Annotated in this window: 12 protein-coding genes and 2 pseudogenes; 13 read left to right on the top strand and 1 reads right to left on the bottom strand. The window is 42.0% G+C overall.

Annotated elements, in window-relative coordinates; all coding sequences use genetic code 11:
* The first annotated feature begins 98 nt into the window (after positions 1–98).
* From B4W83_RS07240 to B4W83_RS07295, 9 genes are all read left to right on the top strand, one after another.
* Positions 99–392 (top strand): helix-turn-helix domain-containing protein, encoded by a 294-nt coding sequence (locus B4W83_RS07240; protein WP_000797748.1) that lies wholly within the window; start codon positions 99–101, stop codon positions 390–392.
* 415 nt (positions 393–807) lie between these two features.
* Entirely contained in the window at positions 808–3,057 is a 2,250-nt protein-coding gene (gene metE / locus B4W83_RS07250) for a 5-methyltetrahydropteroyltriglutamate--homocysteine S-methyltransferase (protein WP_000108211.1), read from the top strand.
* A 63-nt stretch (positions 3,058–3,120) separates the two neighbouring features.
* The gene (gene metF, locus B4W83_RS07255) at positions 3,121–3,987 is read left to right on the top strand and encodes a methylenetetrahydrofolate reductase [NAD(P)H] (RefSeq protein ID WP_000089978.1); all 867 of its coding nucleotides are present in this window, start codon (positions 3,121–3,123) and stop codon (positions 3,985–3,987) included.
* Positions 3,988–4,827: 840 nt separating this feature from the next.
* Positions 4,828–7,041, top strand: a complete 2,214-nt coding sequence (pnp, locus tag B4W83_RS07265) for a polyribonucleotide nucleotidyltransferase (protein WP_000166431.1) — start codon at positions 4,828–4,830, stop codon at positions 7,039–7,041.
* Between the two features lie 15 nt (positions 7,042–7,056).
* A complete protein-coding gene (gene cysE / locus B4W83_RS07270) occupies positions 7,057–7,674 on the top strand; it encodes a serine O-acetyltransferase (protein WP_000540000.1) in 618 nt (205 codons plus the stop codon).
* Between the two features lie 11 nt (positions 7,675–7,685).
* Positions 7,686–8,570 carry a GNAT family N-acetyltransferase gene (locus B4W83_RS07275; protein WP_000613654.1) on the top strand — a complete coding sequence of 295 codons (885 nt, stop codon included), beginning with the start codon at positions 7,686–7,688 and terminating at the stop codon, positions 8,568–8,570.
* Positions 8,571–8,652: 82 nt separating this feature from the next.
* On the top strand, positions 8,653–9,996 hold the full coding sequence (gene cysS / locus B4W83_RS07285) for a cysteine--tRNA ligase (RefSeq protein WP_025170627.1): 1,344 nt from the start codon (positions 8,653–8,655) through the stop codon (positions 9,994–9,996).
* Positions 9,989–10,375 carry a Mini-ribonuclease 3 gene (locus B4W83_RS07290; RefSeq protein WP_000567930.1) on the top strand — a complete coding sequence of 129 codons (387 nt, stop codon included), beginning with the start codon at positions 9,989–9,991 and terminating at the stop codon, positions 10,373–10,375. The genes cysS and B4W83_RS07290 overlap by 8 nt, the downstream gene beginning before the upstream one ends.
* A 3-nt stretch (positions 10,376–10,378) precedes the next feature.
* A complete protein-coding gene (locus B4W83_RS07295; RefSeq protein ID WP_000988345.1) occupies positions 10,379–11,263 on the top strand; it encodes a helix-turn-helix domain-containing protein in 885 nt (294 codons plus the stop codon).
* A 126-nt stretch (positions 11,264–11,389) separates the two neighbouring features.
* On the opposite strand, the pseudogene B4W83_RS07300 reads toward B4W83_RS07295, so the two are convergent.
* Positions 11,390–11,590: pseudogene (locus B4W83_RS07300) on the bottom strand (helix-turn-helix domain-containing protein); the annotation flags it as partial.
* A gap of 253 nt (positions 11,591–11,843) precedes the next feature.
* Between B4W83_RS07300 and B4W83_RS07305 the strand changes: the two are divergent.
* From B4W83_RS07305 to B4W83_RS07320, 4 genes and pseudogenes are all read left to right on the top strand, one after another.
* Positions 11,844–12,647, top strand: a complete 804-nt coding sequence (locus B4W83_RS07305; RefSeq protein WP_079251543.1) for an IS5 family transposase — start codon at positions 11,844–11,846, stop codon at positions 12,645–12,647.
* A 128-nt stretch (positions 12,648–12,775) separates the two neighbouring features.
* Positions 12,776–13,253, top strand: a pseudogene (locus B4W83_RS07310) (DUF4231 domain-containing protein).
* Positions 13,254–13,660: 407 nt separating this feature from the next.
* Positions 13,661–13,798, top strand: a complete 138-nt coding sequence (locus B4W83_RS12790) for a hypothetical protein (protein WP_153300005.1) — start codon at positions 13,661–13,663, stop codon at positions 13,796–13,798.
* A 79-nt stretch (positions 13,799–13,877) separates the two neighbouring features.
* The coding region (locus B4W83_RS07320; protein WP_000916011.1) for a YSIRK-type signal peptide-containing protein at positions 13,878–14,637 on the top strand (760 nt) is incomplete at its 3' end.

Consider the following 14,637-nt stretch of genomic DNA (forward strand, 5'->3'; position numbering starts at 1 on the left):
AGCTAGCACCAATTTTAAACTCGCTGGTCAATCTATCGAATTATAATTCGCTCATTTTTTCAAAAAATACATAGACGTAAAAGAAAGAGGGTTAAGAGATGAAGAATAGTGCTATTGGGAGTAATTGGAAGGATGTCCGGTCTCAACTCTTTACCAAGGAGGAAATCCTTGAAAGTGATATGCGAGTGGCTATCATGAGTGAGCTGATTGAAGCCAGGCATGAGCAAGGAATCAGTCAGAAAAAGCTAGAAGAACTTAGTGGAGTAAGCCAGCCTGTCATAGCTAGGATGGAAACAGGCAAGACTAGTCCTCAGTTGGACACAGTCTTAAAAGTCCTAGCCAGTTTGGGAAAGACACTAGCAGTCGTCCCACTCGAACAGGAAAAGAGTTGATTAGAGTAGACTCATACTCAATGAAAATCAAAGAGCAAACTAGGAAACTAGCCGCAGGTTGCTCAAAACACTGTTTTGAGGTTGTAGATAAGACTGACGAAGTCAGTAACCATATGTCTAAGGCAAGGCGACGTTGACGCGGTTTGAAGAGATTTTCGAAGAGTATTATAGTCTTTTCTAATAACAAGCCATAGTCACTTATAAGAATTACTAATAAAGCGTTTGAAGAGCATAACTGAAATAAAGCTATAAAACACGCTATACAAAGGATTTGAGGCATTTGTCTCAGGTCTTTTTCTTTTGTTTAAAACAGATATATAGTTTCAAACTATATCAAAGCCTAATTTTTTACAATTATACAGATGATTTCTTTTCTGTTAAGATAGTTTCAACAACAAATTTTGGAGGACACATCATGTCAACTACAATCATCGGTTTCCCTCGTTTGGGTGAATTCCGCGAATTAAAATTTACAACTGAAAAATACTTTAGAAAAGAAATCTCAGAGGAAGAACTTTTAGCAGCAGCAAAAGACTTACGTGCTAAACACTGGAACATTGTCAAAGAAAAAGGCATCACTGAGATTCCATCAAATGACTTTTCTCACTATGATAACTTCCTAGATGCAGCTTTCCTTTTCAACGTGGTACCTGCTTCAGTTCAAAACTTGGACTTGTCTGACCTTGAGCGCTACTTCGCTTTGGGACGTGGTTACCAAGGAGAAAAAGGGGACGTTCGCGCCCTCCCAATGAAGAAATGGTTTAACACTAACTACCACTACATCGTTCCTAAATTTGAAAAAGACACTCAAGTCAAACTTGCAGGTCACAAGATTTTTGATGAGTTCCAAGAAGCCAAAGAACTTGGTCTCAACACTCGTCCTGTTCTTGTAGGTCCCTTCACTTTCCTTCAATTGTCAGACTTTGAAGAAGGCGTGAAAGCAGACGACTTCGTAGATAGCTTAGTGGCTACTTACCAAGAAGTTTTTGCTAAATTGGCTGAACTTGGTGCAACTCGCATCCAATTGGATGAAGCGGCTCTTGTAAAAGACTTGACAGCTGAAGAAAAAGCTCTCTTCTTGAACCTTTACAACAAACTCTTGGCTGACAAAAAAGGTCTTGAAGTCTTGCTTCAAACTTATTTCGGTGATGTTCGTGACGTATACGCTGACCTTGTAAACTTGCCAGTAGATGCTATCGGTCTTGACTTTGTTGAAGGTAAGAAAACTCTTGAACTCGTTAAAGGTGGCTTCCCAGCTGACAAGACTCTCTATGCAGGTATTGTCAATGGTAAAAACATCTGGCGCAACAACTACGAAAAGAGCTTGGCTGTTCTTGAGCAAATCCCAGCTGAAAACATCGTTTTGACAAGCTCATGCTCACTTCTTCATGTGCCATTTACAACAGCTAACGAAGAATTTGAACCAGCTATCTTGAACCACTTTGCCTTTGCAGTTGAAAAATTGGATGAAATCCGTGACTTGGATGCTATCCGCAATGGTCAAGGTTCAGAAGCTCTTGCAGCCAACAAAGAACTCTTTGCGACTGAGCGTGTTGGTGAAAATGCTGAACTTCGTGCGCGTATCGCTGGCTTGACAGACACAGACTACACTCGTTTGCCAGCCTTTGCAGAACGTGAAGCTATCCAAGAAGAAGCTTTCAAACTTCCAGCTCTTCCAACAACAACGATTGGTTCATTCCCTCAAACAAAAGAAGTTCGTGCCAAACGTTTGGCTTACCGTAAAGGTGAATTGTCTCAAGAAGAGTACGACGCTTTCCTTGCTGAAACGATCGATGAATGGATCAAATGGCAAGAAGATATCGACTTTGATGTCCTTGTTCACGGTGAATTTGAGCGTAATGACATGGTTGAGTACTTCGGTCAAAACTTGTCAGGTTACCTCTTCTCTAAAAATGGTTGGGTACAATCATACGGTATGCGTGGGGTGAAACCACCAATCATCTGGGGTGATGTCACTCGTCTTAACCCTATCACTGTTAAATGGTCTAGCTATGCACAAAGCCGTACAAACAAACCTGTTAAAGGTATGTTGACTGGACCTGTTACCATCCTCAACTGGTCATTCCCACGTGAAGACATCTCTATCAAGGATTCTACTCTTCAAATCGCTCTTGCTATCAAGGATGAAGTTCTTGACCTTGAAGCTGCTGGCGTGAAGATCATCCAAATCGACGAGGCTGCTCTTCGTGAGAAATTGCCACTCCGTCGTAGCGACTGGTACGAAGACTACCTTGACTGGGCAATTCCTGCCTTCCGCTTGGTACACTCAACAGTAGCGTCAGATACACAAATCCACACTCACATGTGTTACTCAGAATTTACAGATATCATCCCAGCTATCGACAACATGGATGCAGACGTTATCTCATTTGAAGCTAGCCGTTCAAACCTTGAAATCTTGGACGAACTCAAAGCGAAAAACTTCCAAACAGAAGTGGGACCTGGGGTTTACGATATCCACTCACCTCGTGTGCCAAATGAAGGCGAAATCGACAATACAATCGAAGCTATCCTTGCTAAAGTGCCAAGCAAGAAAGTTTGGATCAACCCAGACTGTGGTTTGAAAACACGTGGTATTCCAGAAACAAAAGAAAGCTTGATCCGCCTTGTTGAAGCAGCGAAAGCTGCGCGTGAGAAATTGTAAGATTAGATTTCTCTCCATACAATGGTTGTTCAAAAAGAAATCAACTAGAAAAGGTTATTACATATGTCACGCCAAACACCGTCACTCTCATTTGAAGTGTTCCCTCCAAACCCAGCCGTGGGTAATGGTAACATTATTTCAGCCTTGCAGGATATGCAGGAGTTGGCTCCCCATTTTATCAGTGTAACTGCCAGCAATAATAAATTTAATATCAAGGAAACGACGGTCCGTTTGGCTGATTTTATCCAAAATGACTTGGCGATTCCGACCATTGCCCACTTGCCAGCCATCTATTTGACTAAGGACAAGGTGGCTGAAACCATTGCGGACTTGGACAAGGTTGGGGTGCAGAAAATCTTGGCTCTTCGTGGGGATATTATTCCAGATGTGGAGCCGCAAAAGGATTTTCGCTATGCAACTGACTTAATTGAGTTCATCAAGGAACAAGCTCCTCACTTTGATATTGTTGGTGCTTGCTATCCAGAAGGGCACCCAGATTCGCCAAATCAGATTTTAGATATTCAAAATCTCAAGAAGAAAGTGGATGCAGGTTGTTCGAGCCTTGTGACTCAGCTTTTCTTTGACAATGAGCGCTTCTATGATTTCCAAGACAAGTGTATCTTGGCTGGGATTGATGTTCCTATTCATGCAGGGATTATGCCAATTCTGAATCGAAATCAGGCCCTCCGCCTCTTGAAGACTTGTGAGAATATCCATCTTCCACGTAAATTCAAAGCCATCTTAGACAAGTATGAGCATGACCCTGAGTCGCTCAGAGCAGCAGGACTTGCCTATGCGGTGGACCAAATCGTGGACTTGGTAACTCAGGATGTTGCAGGTGTGCATCTCTACACTATGAACAATGCTGAAACAGCAAAATACATCCATCAAGCAACCCATGCCTTGTTTAATCATCAGTCTCTAGGATAATAAAAAGCAAACCATTCTTCTCAAGTGAGGGGAATGGTTCCTTTTTAATGGTAAAGACCGCACTTTTTAAGAAAAATATGATAAAATAGACTCTGTACGTACTTGATACAAAGATGAGGGTATTTAGGTTGTAGAGGTTTGTTTAAAGTTGATTATTTTTTAAACAAAATCTGATAATGTGTGTCTCAAAAAACACGAACGGAGTGAGTATTTAAAAGATATTTCACGCTATCGTGGTATCTTAGATGATAACAATATTATTATCTAAGGCAGGATTTTTGAGAGTAAAATAGTTCGGGAAACTATTTTAGCCTGAGCATAGAAATAAAAAGGCGAAGTAATTAAAAATTACCATTGAAATTCCGTTGGATTTCTAAAATCATCCACTGGATAATTTTAGCTCCCGTCCGCACTATTCCAGGGAAATATCAAAAAGATACTTAATTGAATTTTGGCCTCATTCCTTAGGAAAAAAGATAAGCTTCCTAGCACTCATCGAGTGCGGCGTCACCTTCCTATTTTTCTACAGAAATGTTCGGCAAGCCGAACCGTCCAAAGTATCTTGTGTAATTGAACACGCCTACAACTCTGTGGAAAAAGATAAATCTGCCTAGGAGCGGTCGCTCCGTTGTTCGATTTCCTATTTTCCTTTGAGTTGCTTGACGTCCTTGGTATCTTGAGTAATTGAACACGCCTACAACTCTGTGGAAAAAGATAAATCTACCTAGGAGCATTCGCTCCGTCGTTCGATTTCCTATTTTCCTTTGAGTTGCTTAACGGCTTAGTATCTTGATTTTTGTAGGCAAGGCGTATAATTTCATCAATCCAAAGGGGATTAAAATGACAAAACAAGTGTTTCAAACGACTTTTGCGGGTCGTGAGTTAATTGTAGAGACTGGTCAGGTTGCTAAGCAAGCAAATGGCTCTGTTGTCGTGCGTTACGGTGAGTCAACTGTCTTGACTGCGGCCGTTATGTCTAAGAAAATGGCAACTGGGGATTTCTTCCCTCTTCAAGTCAACTACGAAGAAAAAATGTATGCAGCAGGGAAGTTTCCTGGTGGCTTTATGAAACGTGAAGGACGTCCTTCAACGGATGCGACCTTGACAGCGCGTTTGATTGACCGTCCAATTCGTCCTATGTTTGCGGAAGGTTTCCGTAATGAAGTACAAGTGATTAACACCGTGCTTTCTTATGATGAAAATGCATCTGCACCAATGGCTGCTATGTTTGGTTCATCCTTGGCGCTGTCTATTTCAGATATTCCATTTGACGGCCCAATCGCTGGGGTACAAGTGAGCTATGTAGATGGTCAAATCATCATCAACCCTACGCAAGAACAAGCAGAGCAATCTCTTCTTGAATTGACAGTAGCTGGAACCAAGCACGCTATCAACATGGTAGAGTCTGGTGCCAAAGAATTGTCAGAAGAAATCATGTTGGAAGCGCTTCTTAAAGGGCACGAAGCTGTCAAAGAATTGATTGCCTTCCAAGAAGAAATCGTTGCTGCTGTCGGTAAAGAAAAAGCAGAAGTGGAATTGCTTCACGTGGCTGCTGAATTGCAGGCAGAAATCATCTCAGCTTACAACAGTGACCTCCAAAAAGCGGTTCAAGTAGAAGAAAAATTGGCTCGTGAAGCTGCTACTCAAGCAGTTAAAGACCAAGTGACTGCTGTTTATGAAGAAAAATATGCAGACCACGAAGAATTTGACCGTATCATGCGTGATGTGGCTGAAATCTTGGAACAAATGGAACACGCAGAAGTGCGACGTTTAATTACAGAAGACAAGGTGCGTCCTGATGGTCGTAAGGTCGATGAAATCCGTCCTTTGGATGCGGTTGTTGACTTCCTTCCTCGTGTGCACGGCTCCGGTCTCTTCACTCGTGGACAAACTCAGGCTCTTTCAGTCTTGACCTTGGCTCCGATGGGAGAAACTCAAATCATTGATGGTTTGGATCCAGAGTACAAGAAACGCTTTATGCACCACTATAACTTTCCACAATACTCTGTAGGGGAAACAGGTCGTTACGGTGCGCCAGGTCGTCGTGAAATCGGTCACGGTGCTCTTGGTGAGCGTGCTCTTGCTCAAGTCTTGCCAAGCTTGGAAGAATTCCCATACGCTATCCGTCTAGTAGCAGAAGTTTTGGAATCAAACGGTTCTTCATCTCAAGCTTCTATCTGTGCGGGAACTCTTGCCCTTATGGCTGGTGGTGTGCCAATCAAGGCGCCAGTAGCTGGTATTGCTATGGGACTTATCTCAGATGGAAATAACTACACAGTATTGACAGATATCCAAGGTTTGGAAGATCACTTTGGAGATATGGACTTCAAGGTTGCAGGTACTCGTGATGGGATTACAGCCCTTCAAATGGATATCAAGATTCAAGGGATTACTGCAGAAATCTTGACGGAGGCTCTTGCTCAAGCCAAGAAAGCGCGTTTTGAAATCCTTGATGTCATTGAAGCAACCATTCCAGAAGTTCGTCCAGAATTGGCTCCAACTGCTCCGAAAATTGATACGATCAAGATTGATGTGGACAAGATTAAGATTGTCATCGGTAAGGGTGGAGAAACCATCGACAAGATTATCGCTGAAACAGGCGTTAAGATTGACATCGACGAAGAAGGTAACGTATCTATCTACTCTAGCGACCAAGATGCCATCAATCGTGCTAAAGAAATTATTGCTGGTTTGGTTCGTGAAGCTAAGGTGGACGAAGTTTACCGTGCTAAAGTCGTTCGTATCGAGAAATTTGGTGCCTTTGTTAACCTCTTTGATAAGACAGATGCTCTTGTTCATATCTCGGAGATGGCTTGGACTCGTACCAATCGTGTAGAGGATTTGGTAGAAATCGGGGATGAAGTTGATGTTAAGGTTATCAAGATTGATGAAAAAGGCCGTATCGATGCCTCTATGAAGGCTCTTCTACCTCGTCCGCCAAAACCTGAGCATGATGAAAAAGGTGAAAAGTCTGAGCGCCCTCACCGCCCACGTCATCACAAGGAACACAAACCTAAGAAAGAATTTACAGAGACACCAAAAGATTCAGAGTAAGAAAAGGAGAAATGTATGGGGTGGTGGCGCGAAACCATTGATATCGTAAAAGAAAATGATCCAGCGGCCCGCACCACTTTGGAGGTTTTGCTGACTTATCCAGGTGTCAAGGCCTTGGCGGCCCACCGTCTCTCGCATTTTCTCTGGAAGTACGGCTTCAAACTCTTAGCTCGTATGCACAGTCAGTTTTGGCGCTTTTGGACTCAGATTGAGATTCATCCAGGTGCCCAGATTGATTCAGGTGTCTTTATCGACCACGGTTCAGGCTTGGTGATTGGAGAAACAGCGATCGTTGAAAAAGGCGTTCTTCTTTATCACGGGGTGACTCTTGGTGGAACTGGTAAGGATGTTGGAAAACGCCATCCGACCGTTCGAAAGGGAGCTCTCATATCGGCTCATGCCCAAGTCATCGGACCAGTGGAAATCGGTGAAAATGCCAAGGTTGGTGCAGCAGCAGTTGTCGTGGCAGATGTACCTAGTGATGTGACGGTTGTCGGTATTCCGGCTAAGATTGTCCGCCTTCATGGTAAGAAGGATGAGCCTGTCATTCACGAAGTCGAAGAAAAACGAGAGTATTATGTTAATAAACTCGAGCAGGCTAAAGAAGCCAGTCATAGATCGTCTGGTTTGTAGAGGATACCTATATGATTCAAGCAAGAAACAAGTTAAGCCAAGAGGAGCTATCTGAGGCGAAAAAAGTAATTAACTGTTGCCAAAACTATGACGGTACCTATCGCGATCCCTATCTCTCTAACATGCTTAATTTTGACCCAAACATGCCCGCCTTTTTCCTTTATTATGAAAAAGGCGAACTTGTTGGTTTATTAACTGTTTATGCAGATGATCAAGATGTGGAAGTGACGATACTGGTTCATCCAGATCATCGCCGTCAGGGAATTGCGCGTGCTTTGTTTACGAGTTTTGAGAAAGAAACGGCTTCTTTCCCTATTCGGTCAGTCACTTTTCAGACAGAACGTATTTTTTTAGAGAATCATCCTGACTTTGCCAGTAACTGGGGACTAATCGAGGATGAAGAGACAGAAACCTGGTTAGGTAAGGATAGAAGACCATATCAGTTAGCAAAACTTTCTAATCTTGAAGTTTTGTTAGCAGATAGTTCGTATCAGGAGCAAATTAGCCAGTTAAAATTTCAGGCATTTTCAGAGGAACATGAATCTAGAGAAGTTGTGGATAGATATGTCGCTGAAGCTCTGAAGGATCCAGAAAGTCGCTTATATATTTTGTTAAAAGACAGTCAGGTTATTGGAACTTGCACGGTAGATTTATCGACTAATACGAATTACTTCTACGGTTTAGCAATATTGGAACCTGAACGTGGGAAAGGCTATGGAAGCTACTTAGCAAAATCCCTCGTCAACCAACTAATTGAGCAAAATGACAAGGAATTTCAGATTGCAGTGGAAGATAGCAATGTAGGTGCCAAACGTTTGTATGAAAAAATTGGCTTTGTCAAACAGACTCAGGTGGTTTATCTGAATGAGAAAGGAGCAAGGGATTCCGAAGTGTAGAGATATTCGGACTGAAATTCAATTGAACTCTTAGTGATGAAACTAAGTGTTCTTTGATTTTGGTTTTCCTGACTATTATTTTATGATTAAAATCTACGACACCATGTCTCGTGATTTGCGAGAATTTGTCCCAATCGAGGACGGCAAAGTCAAGATGTATGTTTGTGGACCAACCGTCTACAACTATATCCACGTGGGGAATGCCCGTTCAACGGTGACTTTTGATACCATTCGTCGCTATTTTGAGTACCGTGGGTATAAGGTTGCCTATATTTCCAATTTTACAGATGTGGATGATAAGATAATCAACCGTGCCAAGGAAGAAGGTATCACGCCTCAGGAGGTTGCGGACAAGTACATCGCTGCCTTTCGTGAGGATGTGACGGCCTTGGGCGTGAAACCTGCGACTCGCCATCCGCGTGTAGTGGAGTTTATGGCAGACATCATCCGTTTTGTGGAAGACTTGATTGAGAAAGGCTTTGCCTATGAGAGTCAAGGGGATGTCTATTTCCGTGTAGAAAAATCTCACAATTACGCCAAATTGGCTAATAAAACCTTGGAAGATTTGGAGCTAGGTGCTTCAGGTCGTACCGATGAAGAAACGGCTCGTAAGGAAAATCCTGTGGACTTTGCATTATGGAAATCTTCCAAACCAGGTGAGATTTCTTGGGATAGTCCTTGGGGACCTGGACGTCCGGGTTGGCATATCGAGTGTTCAGTCATGTCGACAGAGATTTTGGGCGATACCATTGATATCCACGGTGGTGGAGCTGACCTAGAGTTTCCACACCACACCAATGAAATTGCCCAGTCTGAAGCTAAAACAGGCAAGACTTTTGCTAACTACTGGATGCACAATGGCTTTGTCAATATCGACAATGTCAAAATGTCTAAGTCCTTGGGTAACTTCATTACGGTACACGATGCCCTTAAAACTCTTGATGGGCAAGTACTTCGTTTCTTCTTTGCGACCCAGCACTACCGTAAGCCTATCAACTTTACGGAAAAGGCAGTGCGCGATGCCGAGACCAATCTCAAGTATCTGAAGAATACTTATGAGCAACCATTTACAGGAAACGTGGATGCCCAAGAGTTACAAAACTTTAAAGATAAGTTTGTAGCAGCTATGGATGAAGATTTTAATGCTGCCAACGGTATCACAGTTGTCTTTGAAATGGCCAAATGGATCAACTCAGGGAACTATGATGCAAGTGTCAAGCAAGCTCTTGCAGATATGTTAGAAATTTTTGGAATTGTCTTTGTTGAGGAAGCTTTGGATGCAGAGATTGAAGACTTGATTCAAAAACGCCAAGAGGCGCGTGCCAATCGTGACTTTGCGACAGCAGACCAAATCCGTGATCAATTGGCTGCTCAGGGAATTAAGCTCCTTGACACCAAGGATGGAGTGAGGTGGACACGTGATTGATGTCAATCTCATTAATGGGATTGCGCTAGCCTTTGAAGGAGATGCGGTTTATTCCATGTATATTCGTCGTCACCTCATACTCAAAGGCATGACCAAACCCAATAAACTCCATCAAGAAGCGACCAAGTATGTGTCGGCCAAAGCTCAGGCTCGCCTGATTTCCCTCATGTTAGAGGAGCAAGTCCTAACGGAAAGAGAAAAAGAAATCTACAAACGTGGCCGCAATACCAATAGCCACACAAAGGCTAAAAATGCCGATGTGGTGACTTACCGCATGTCCACAGGTTTTGAAGCTGTGATGGGCTATCTCCATATGACTGAAAATTTGGAACGTCTTGAGAGCTTGATTTGGTGGTGCATCCAAAAAGTGGAGGGCTAGGACATGATGACAAAAGAACTACAAGACTGGTTTCCTGAGGCTCAGATTTCAGACCAACCAGTAGAGAAAGAAGGCTATCTCACTCTCCCTTTAGCTTCTCAGCAGTGGATTTTGCTGGAGAAAGCTGGGCTCAGTGAGCGTGAAAAGCAGTTGATTTCCCTTTTGACCCAGCAGGAGCAGGCTCGTTCGCTCAATCCTTGGTATTCCTATCTGATTGAGGGGAAGGGTCAGGCACCGCAAACTTTTAAAAAGATTCAGTTGGTGTATTGCCATCTTTCCTATTTTCAGCAGGAAAATCTGGCTTCTTGGCTAGATATGATGCGGACTCTTTTTCCGAATTGTCAGACGGTGCTTCAGGTCGGAGCTCAGGATTATGTTTTCGTGCTGCAACAAGATAAGTACACCTCTGTACGTTCAATCTTATCTGATACGATTGAAGCGGTTGAGTATGACTTTGGACTTCGTCTCTCTATCATGTTAGGCCAGGTTTGGTCTCAGGCAAGACATCAAGCCCTATCAGACTTGATTAAAGCAGAGAGAGATTTGTTTAAGACTTGGTGGCGTCAGGGTCACCAAGGTGTTCATACTTTTTCACAGCTCTATCTTTGGAGTATGGGAGAAAGGCTCGTGGACTTGAAGCCAATCAAGGAATGTCTACACCAGATGATTTTGGACCAGGATCAGATTCAGGAAATCATTCTCTCCCTTTGGGAAAATAGTGCTGTCCTAACAAAAACAGCCCAGCAACTCTATCTGCACCGCAATTCTCTCCAATACAAAATTGATAAATGGGAAGAATTGACAGGGCTTCAGTTGAAAGAGTTGACCGACTTGACCTTGTGTTATCAATTGATTTTAGGTTCTTTGTCAACTATAGTTGGTTTGTAAAGAAGTTAATATTTGGAGAAGAGGATTGCCATCTTCTCCATTTTTATGTGCAGAGTTATAGTGGATTGAGGCTGTCAATCGAAAGTGATGATGTCCCAAAAAAATGGTGAGATTGAGGGCAATTATTTTGCTTTCATCAGGGATTGCATGTTTTGGTTTTCGATTTCTGTTTCCGTGTCTGAAGGCTTCTTTTCCTTTCTGTTGATAGGCTAGTAGCAGACGATTGCTTTGTCTTTCAGAAAGATTCAGTTCGACACAGGCTCGATTCTTTGTTTTCTTTCCTTGGTCTATAGCTTTTATCACAAGATATTTTTTCGTTTCATTCATATTCAGTTGGATACTTTTCATACGACTATTTTATCAAATGGGACATTTTCACGTTCGATTTACTAAAGACATTATCACATTCGAATTACAAAACCTAAAAAATCAAATGTTTTTCCTTGCAAAATTCGGGGGGGGGTGGTATAATTATTACTAGACTGTATATTCTTCATAGGAGGTACAGTGGGGTAAATAGTCGTAAGTTGCTATTTATATATTAGACTTCCTGCGAAACAAAATATGGTAGAATAGTTCTATGAATTATGAAGCAAGTAAACAACTAACTGATGCACAATTTAAGCGTCTTGTTGGTATTCAGCGTACCACTTTTGAAGAGATGTTAGCTGTATTAAAAAGAGCTTATCAATGTAAATACGCAAAAGGGGGAAGAAAACCTAAATTAAGCCTAGAAGACCTTCTTATGGTCACTCTTCAATATGTGCGAGAATATCGAACTTATGAACAAATTGCGGCTGATTTTGGTATCCACGAAAGCAACTTACTCCGTCGGAGCCAATGGGTTGAAGTAACTCTTGTTCAAAGTGGTTTTACGATTTCAAGAACTCCTCTCAGTTCTGAGGACACGGTAATGATTGATGCGACGGAAGTAAAAATCAATCGCCCTAAAAAACAATTAGAGAATTATTCTGGTAAAAAGAAATGCCACGCTATGAAGGCTCAGGCGATTGTCACAAGTCAAGGGAGAATTGTTTCTTTGGAGCTCGCTGTGAACTATTGTCATGATATGAAGTTGTTCAAAATGAATCGCAGAAATATCGGACAAGCTGGTAAAATCTTGGCTGACAGTGCTTATCAAGGGCTCATGAAGATATATCCTCAAGCACAAACTCCACGTAAATCTAGCAAACTCAAGCCGCTAACAGCTGAAGATAAAGCCTGTAACCATGCGCTATCTAAGGAGAGAAGCAAGGTTGAGAACATCTTTGCCAAAGTAAAAACGTTTAAAATGTTTTCAACAACCTATCGAAATCATCGTAAACGCTTCGGCTTACGAATGAACTCGATTGCTGGCATTATCAACCGTGAACTAGGATTCTAGTTTTGCAGGAAGTCTAGTTTTACAATCTACAAGTTGATTCACTTTCTATTATGTATTGTTATGATAGTGGTAAACAAAACAGAGAGGAGTTCTATATGACACCAGAAGAAGTCTATATGACAGAGTGATTGGAAAAGCAAATCACCTGCTTTCAGGGGAAAAGTTTCCAGCATCGCAGACGCTACAAGGTCTTGGAGATTGCTGAGATTGTTTCCGATTTTTTGATTGCGATTTTTTGTGCCATTCCCATGCCGGGCGATTACTATTGCCTTGTCTCTGTTGTGCTTTCAAGCATGGGGTTGCTTTGTGAGGGATTGCTTGGTATTTATAATAGCAAGGAACACTGGATATCCTATCAGAAGGCAGCGCAACTTTTAGAACGAGAAAAGTTTCTTTACCAGTGTCTGACTGAGAAATAAATACGCAGGTGAAAGCAAGCCTTTTACATTCTTTGTCAAGATCTGTGAAGGGATAATCTCTGACGAAATAATCAAGTGGGAAGGCATCCAGTCTAAAGAAGCGGGTGTGCCTGCGGAAACTCCACTCCAATGCAAGAAAAATCGAGGGGGTAAAAGAAAACCTATAGTCAGGGAAAGAATAGCCTGACTGGAAAGCAGTATGAAAAAATGGAATTTACAGCGTAAAACAACTCAAGGTCCGGTTTGTTTTTTGTGCTTAAAAGACAGGAACTTCCTTGAAACTTGAGTTTGTCTCGGTGCATTTGAAAGAAAACTCAGTTTAGACGGAGACTGTTAAACAAGCTTATGGTCTAACCAGTACGGATGTGGTTGAGTAGCTAGTAGATGGTTTTTTAGAAATGGAAAGAGTGCAGATTTCAATGTTTCAACACCTAAAGGAAGATAACTAGGAGGTGATTAAGGTTAAAACAAAACGGATAAATGGTGATTTATTTTCAGGTCTTATCGCTGATGTCGACGAAGAAATCATGAATAGCGATGACAATCGTTTAGCTATCGATAGGATTGTCATCCAACATAATGGCGGTTTGAGCGATGAAGGAGCACCTGGTATGTATCTACAGGCGTTGGTACCTCTGCTTATTACCAGGCTTGGACTATCCAGAGCATGGTTTTTGCCCTGTAGGAGTCTTTGCCATCATTGATACCCAGGAAGCAGACGGCTACACTTGAGGCTTTCTGAAGTCAGAAAAAAGCTGGCTGGCCTTGGAGTTCACAGAAAGAATTACTTAGAACATAAGGAGAAAAATAATTGTTGAAATTGATACAAAATAAGAAAAAAGGTGGAGAGAAAGCCTTTCGCTACTCTCTCAGAAAATTTAAATTTGGCGCGGCATCGGTTTTAGTCGGACTTGCATTTTTAGGTCTTGGTTCGCAAAAGGTGTATGCGCACTATATTGCAGATGATAATATAATATATTTAGGAGATTCAAAATCCGAGGCTAATGCCGCCAGACAAACAATGAAAATTAGAACCGAGATTTCTCGTGGAGGAACACACGTTAAGTACACGATAATTTTTAATGATAATTATGAACTATGGCGTCGGCCGGGCTTGAATGTTTGGTTGCCAGAAGGATTAAGAGAAGAAACCATAACAATAAAAACCTTTACTTCTGCTGGTGTTACAGGAGGAGGAGGAAAAGAATTTCGCTTGAAAAATGATCTGAATTTGACCAATTTTAAATCCCCCACAAGAGAGCTTCTGAAACCACCTCATCGAGGCGGAAATAAAGCTAATTGGGATAAATTCTGGACTAATGTTACATCTACAGGATCGGGTTCAGAAATCGCAACAAAATGGAAAGATCAAAACTTATTGTCGTTCGGATTGAATTCTTGGGAAAACAGAAGTCACAATGCTTATAAGTGGGAGATTGAAGCAGATGCAAAAAACGGTGTAGTTCTTTCTCAACTTCCTATTCTCGCAGGAATGGAGAATTGGGATAACGGTTATCCTCGATACATCTTATCAGGGCCAGATGAAACGGCAGACACCGATGGAGACGGTT

This window comes from Streptococcus pseudopneumoniae ATCC BAA-960 = CCUG 49455 (assembly GCF_002087075.1).
Classification (GTDB): Bacteria; Bacillota; Bacilli; order Lactobacillales; family Streptococcaceae; genus Streptococcus; species Streptococcus pseudopneumoniae.

Excerpts from the sequence above, each read along its gene's own strand:
- B4W83_RS07240 (WP_000797748.1), top strand. The coding sequence starts at position 99 with ATGAAGAATAGTGCTATTGGGAGTAATTGGAAGGATGTCCGGTCTCAA.
- metE (WP_000108211.1), top strand. The coding sequence starts at position 808 with ATGTCAACTACAATCATCGGTTTCCCTCGTTTGGGTGAATTCCGCGAA.
- metF (WP_000089978.1), top strand. The coding sequence starts at position 3,121 with ATGTCACGCCAAACACCGTCACTCTCATTTGAAGTGTTCCCTCCAAAC.
- pnp (WP_000166431.1), top strand. The coding sequence starts at position 4,828 with ATGACAAAACAAGTGTTTCAAACGACTTTTGCGGGTCGTGAGTTAATT.
- cysE (WP_000540000.1), top strand. The coding sequence starts at position 7,057 with ATGGGGTGGTGGCGCGAAACCATTGATATCGTAAAAGAAAATGATCCA.
- B4W83_RS07275 (WP_000613654.1), top strand. The coding sequence starts at position 7,686 with ATGATTCAAGCAAGAAACAAGTTAAGCCAAGAGGAGCTATCTGAGGCG.
- cysS (WP_025170627.1), top strand. The coding sequence starts at position 8,653 with ATGATTAAAATCTACGACACCATGTCTCGTGATTTGCGAGAATTTGTC.
- B4W83_RS07295 (WP_000988345.1), top strand. The coding sequence starts at position 10,379 with ATGATGACAAAAGAACTACAAGACTGGTTTCCTGAGGCTCAGATTTCA.
- B4W83_RS07305 (WP_079251543.1), top strand. The coding sequence starts at position 11,844 with ATGAATTATGAAGCAAGTAAACAACTAACTGATGCACAATTTAAGCGT.
- B4W83_RS12790 (WP_153300005.1), top strand. The coding sequence starts at position 13,661 with ATGAAGGAGCACCTGGTATGTATCTACAGGCGTTGGTACCTCTGCTTA.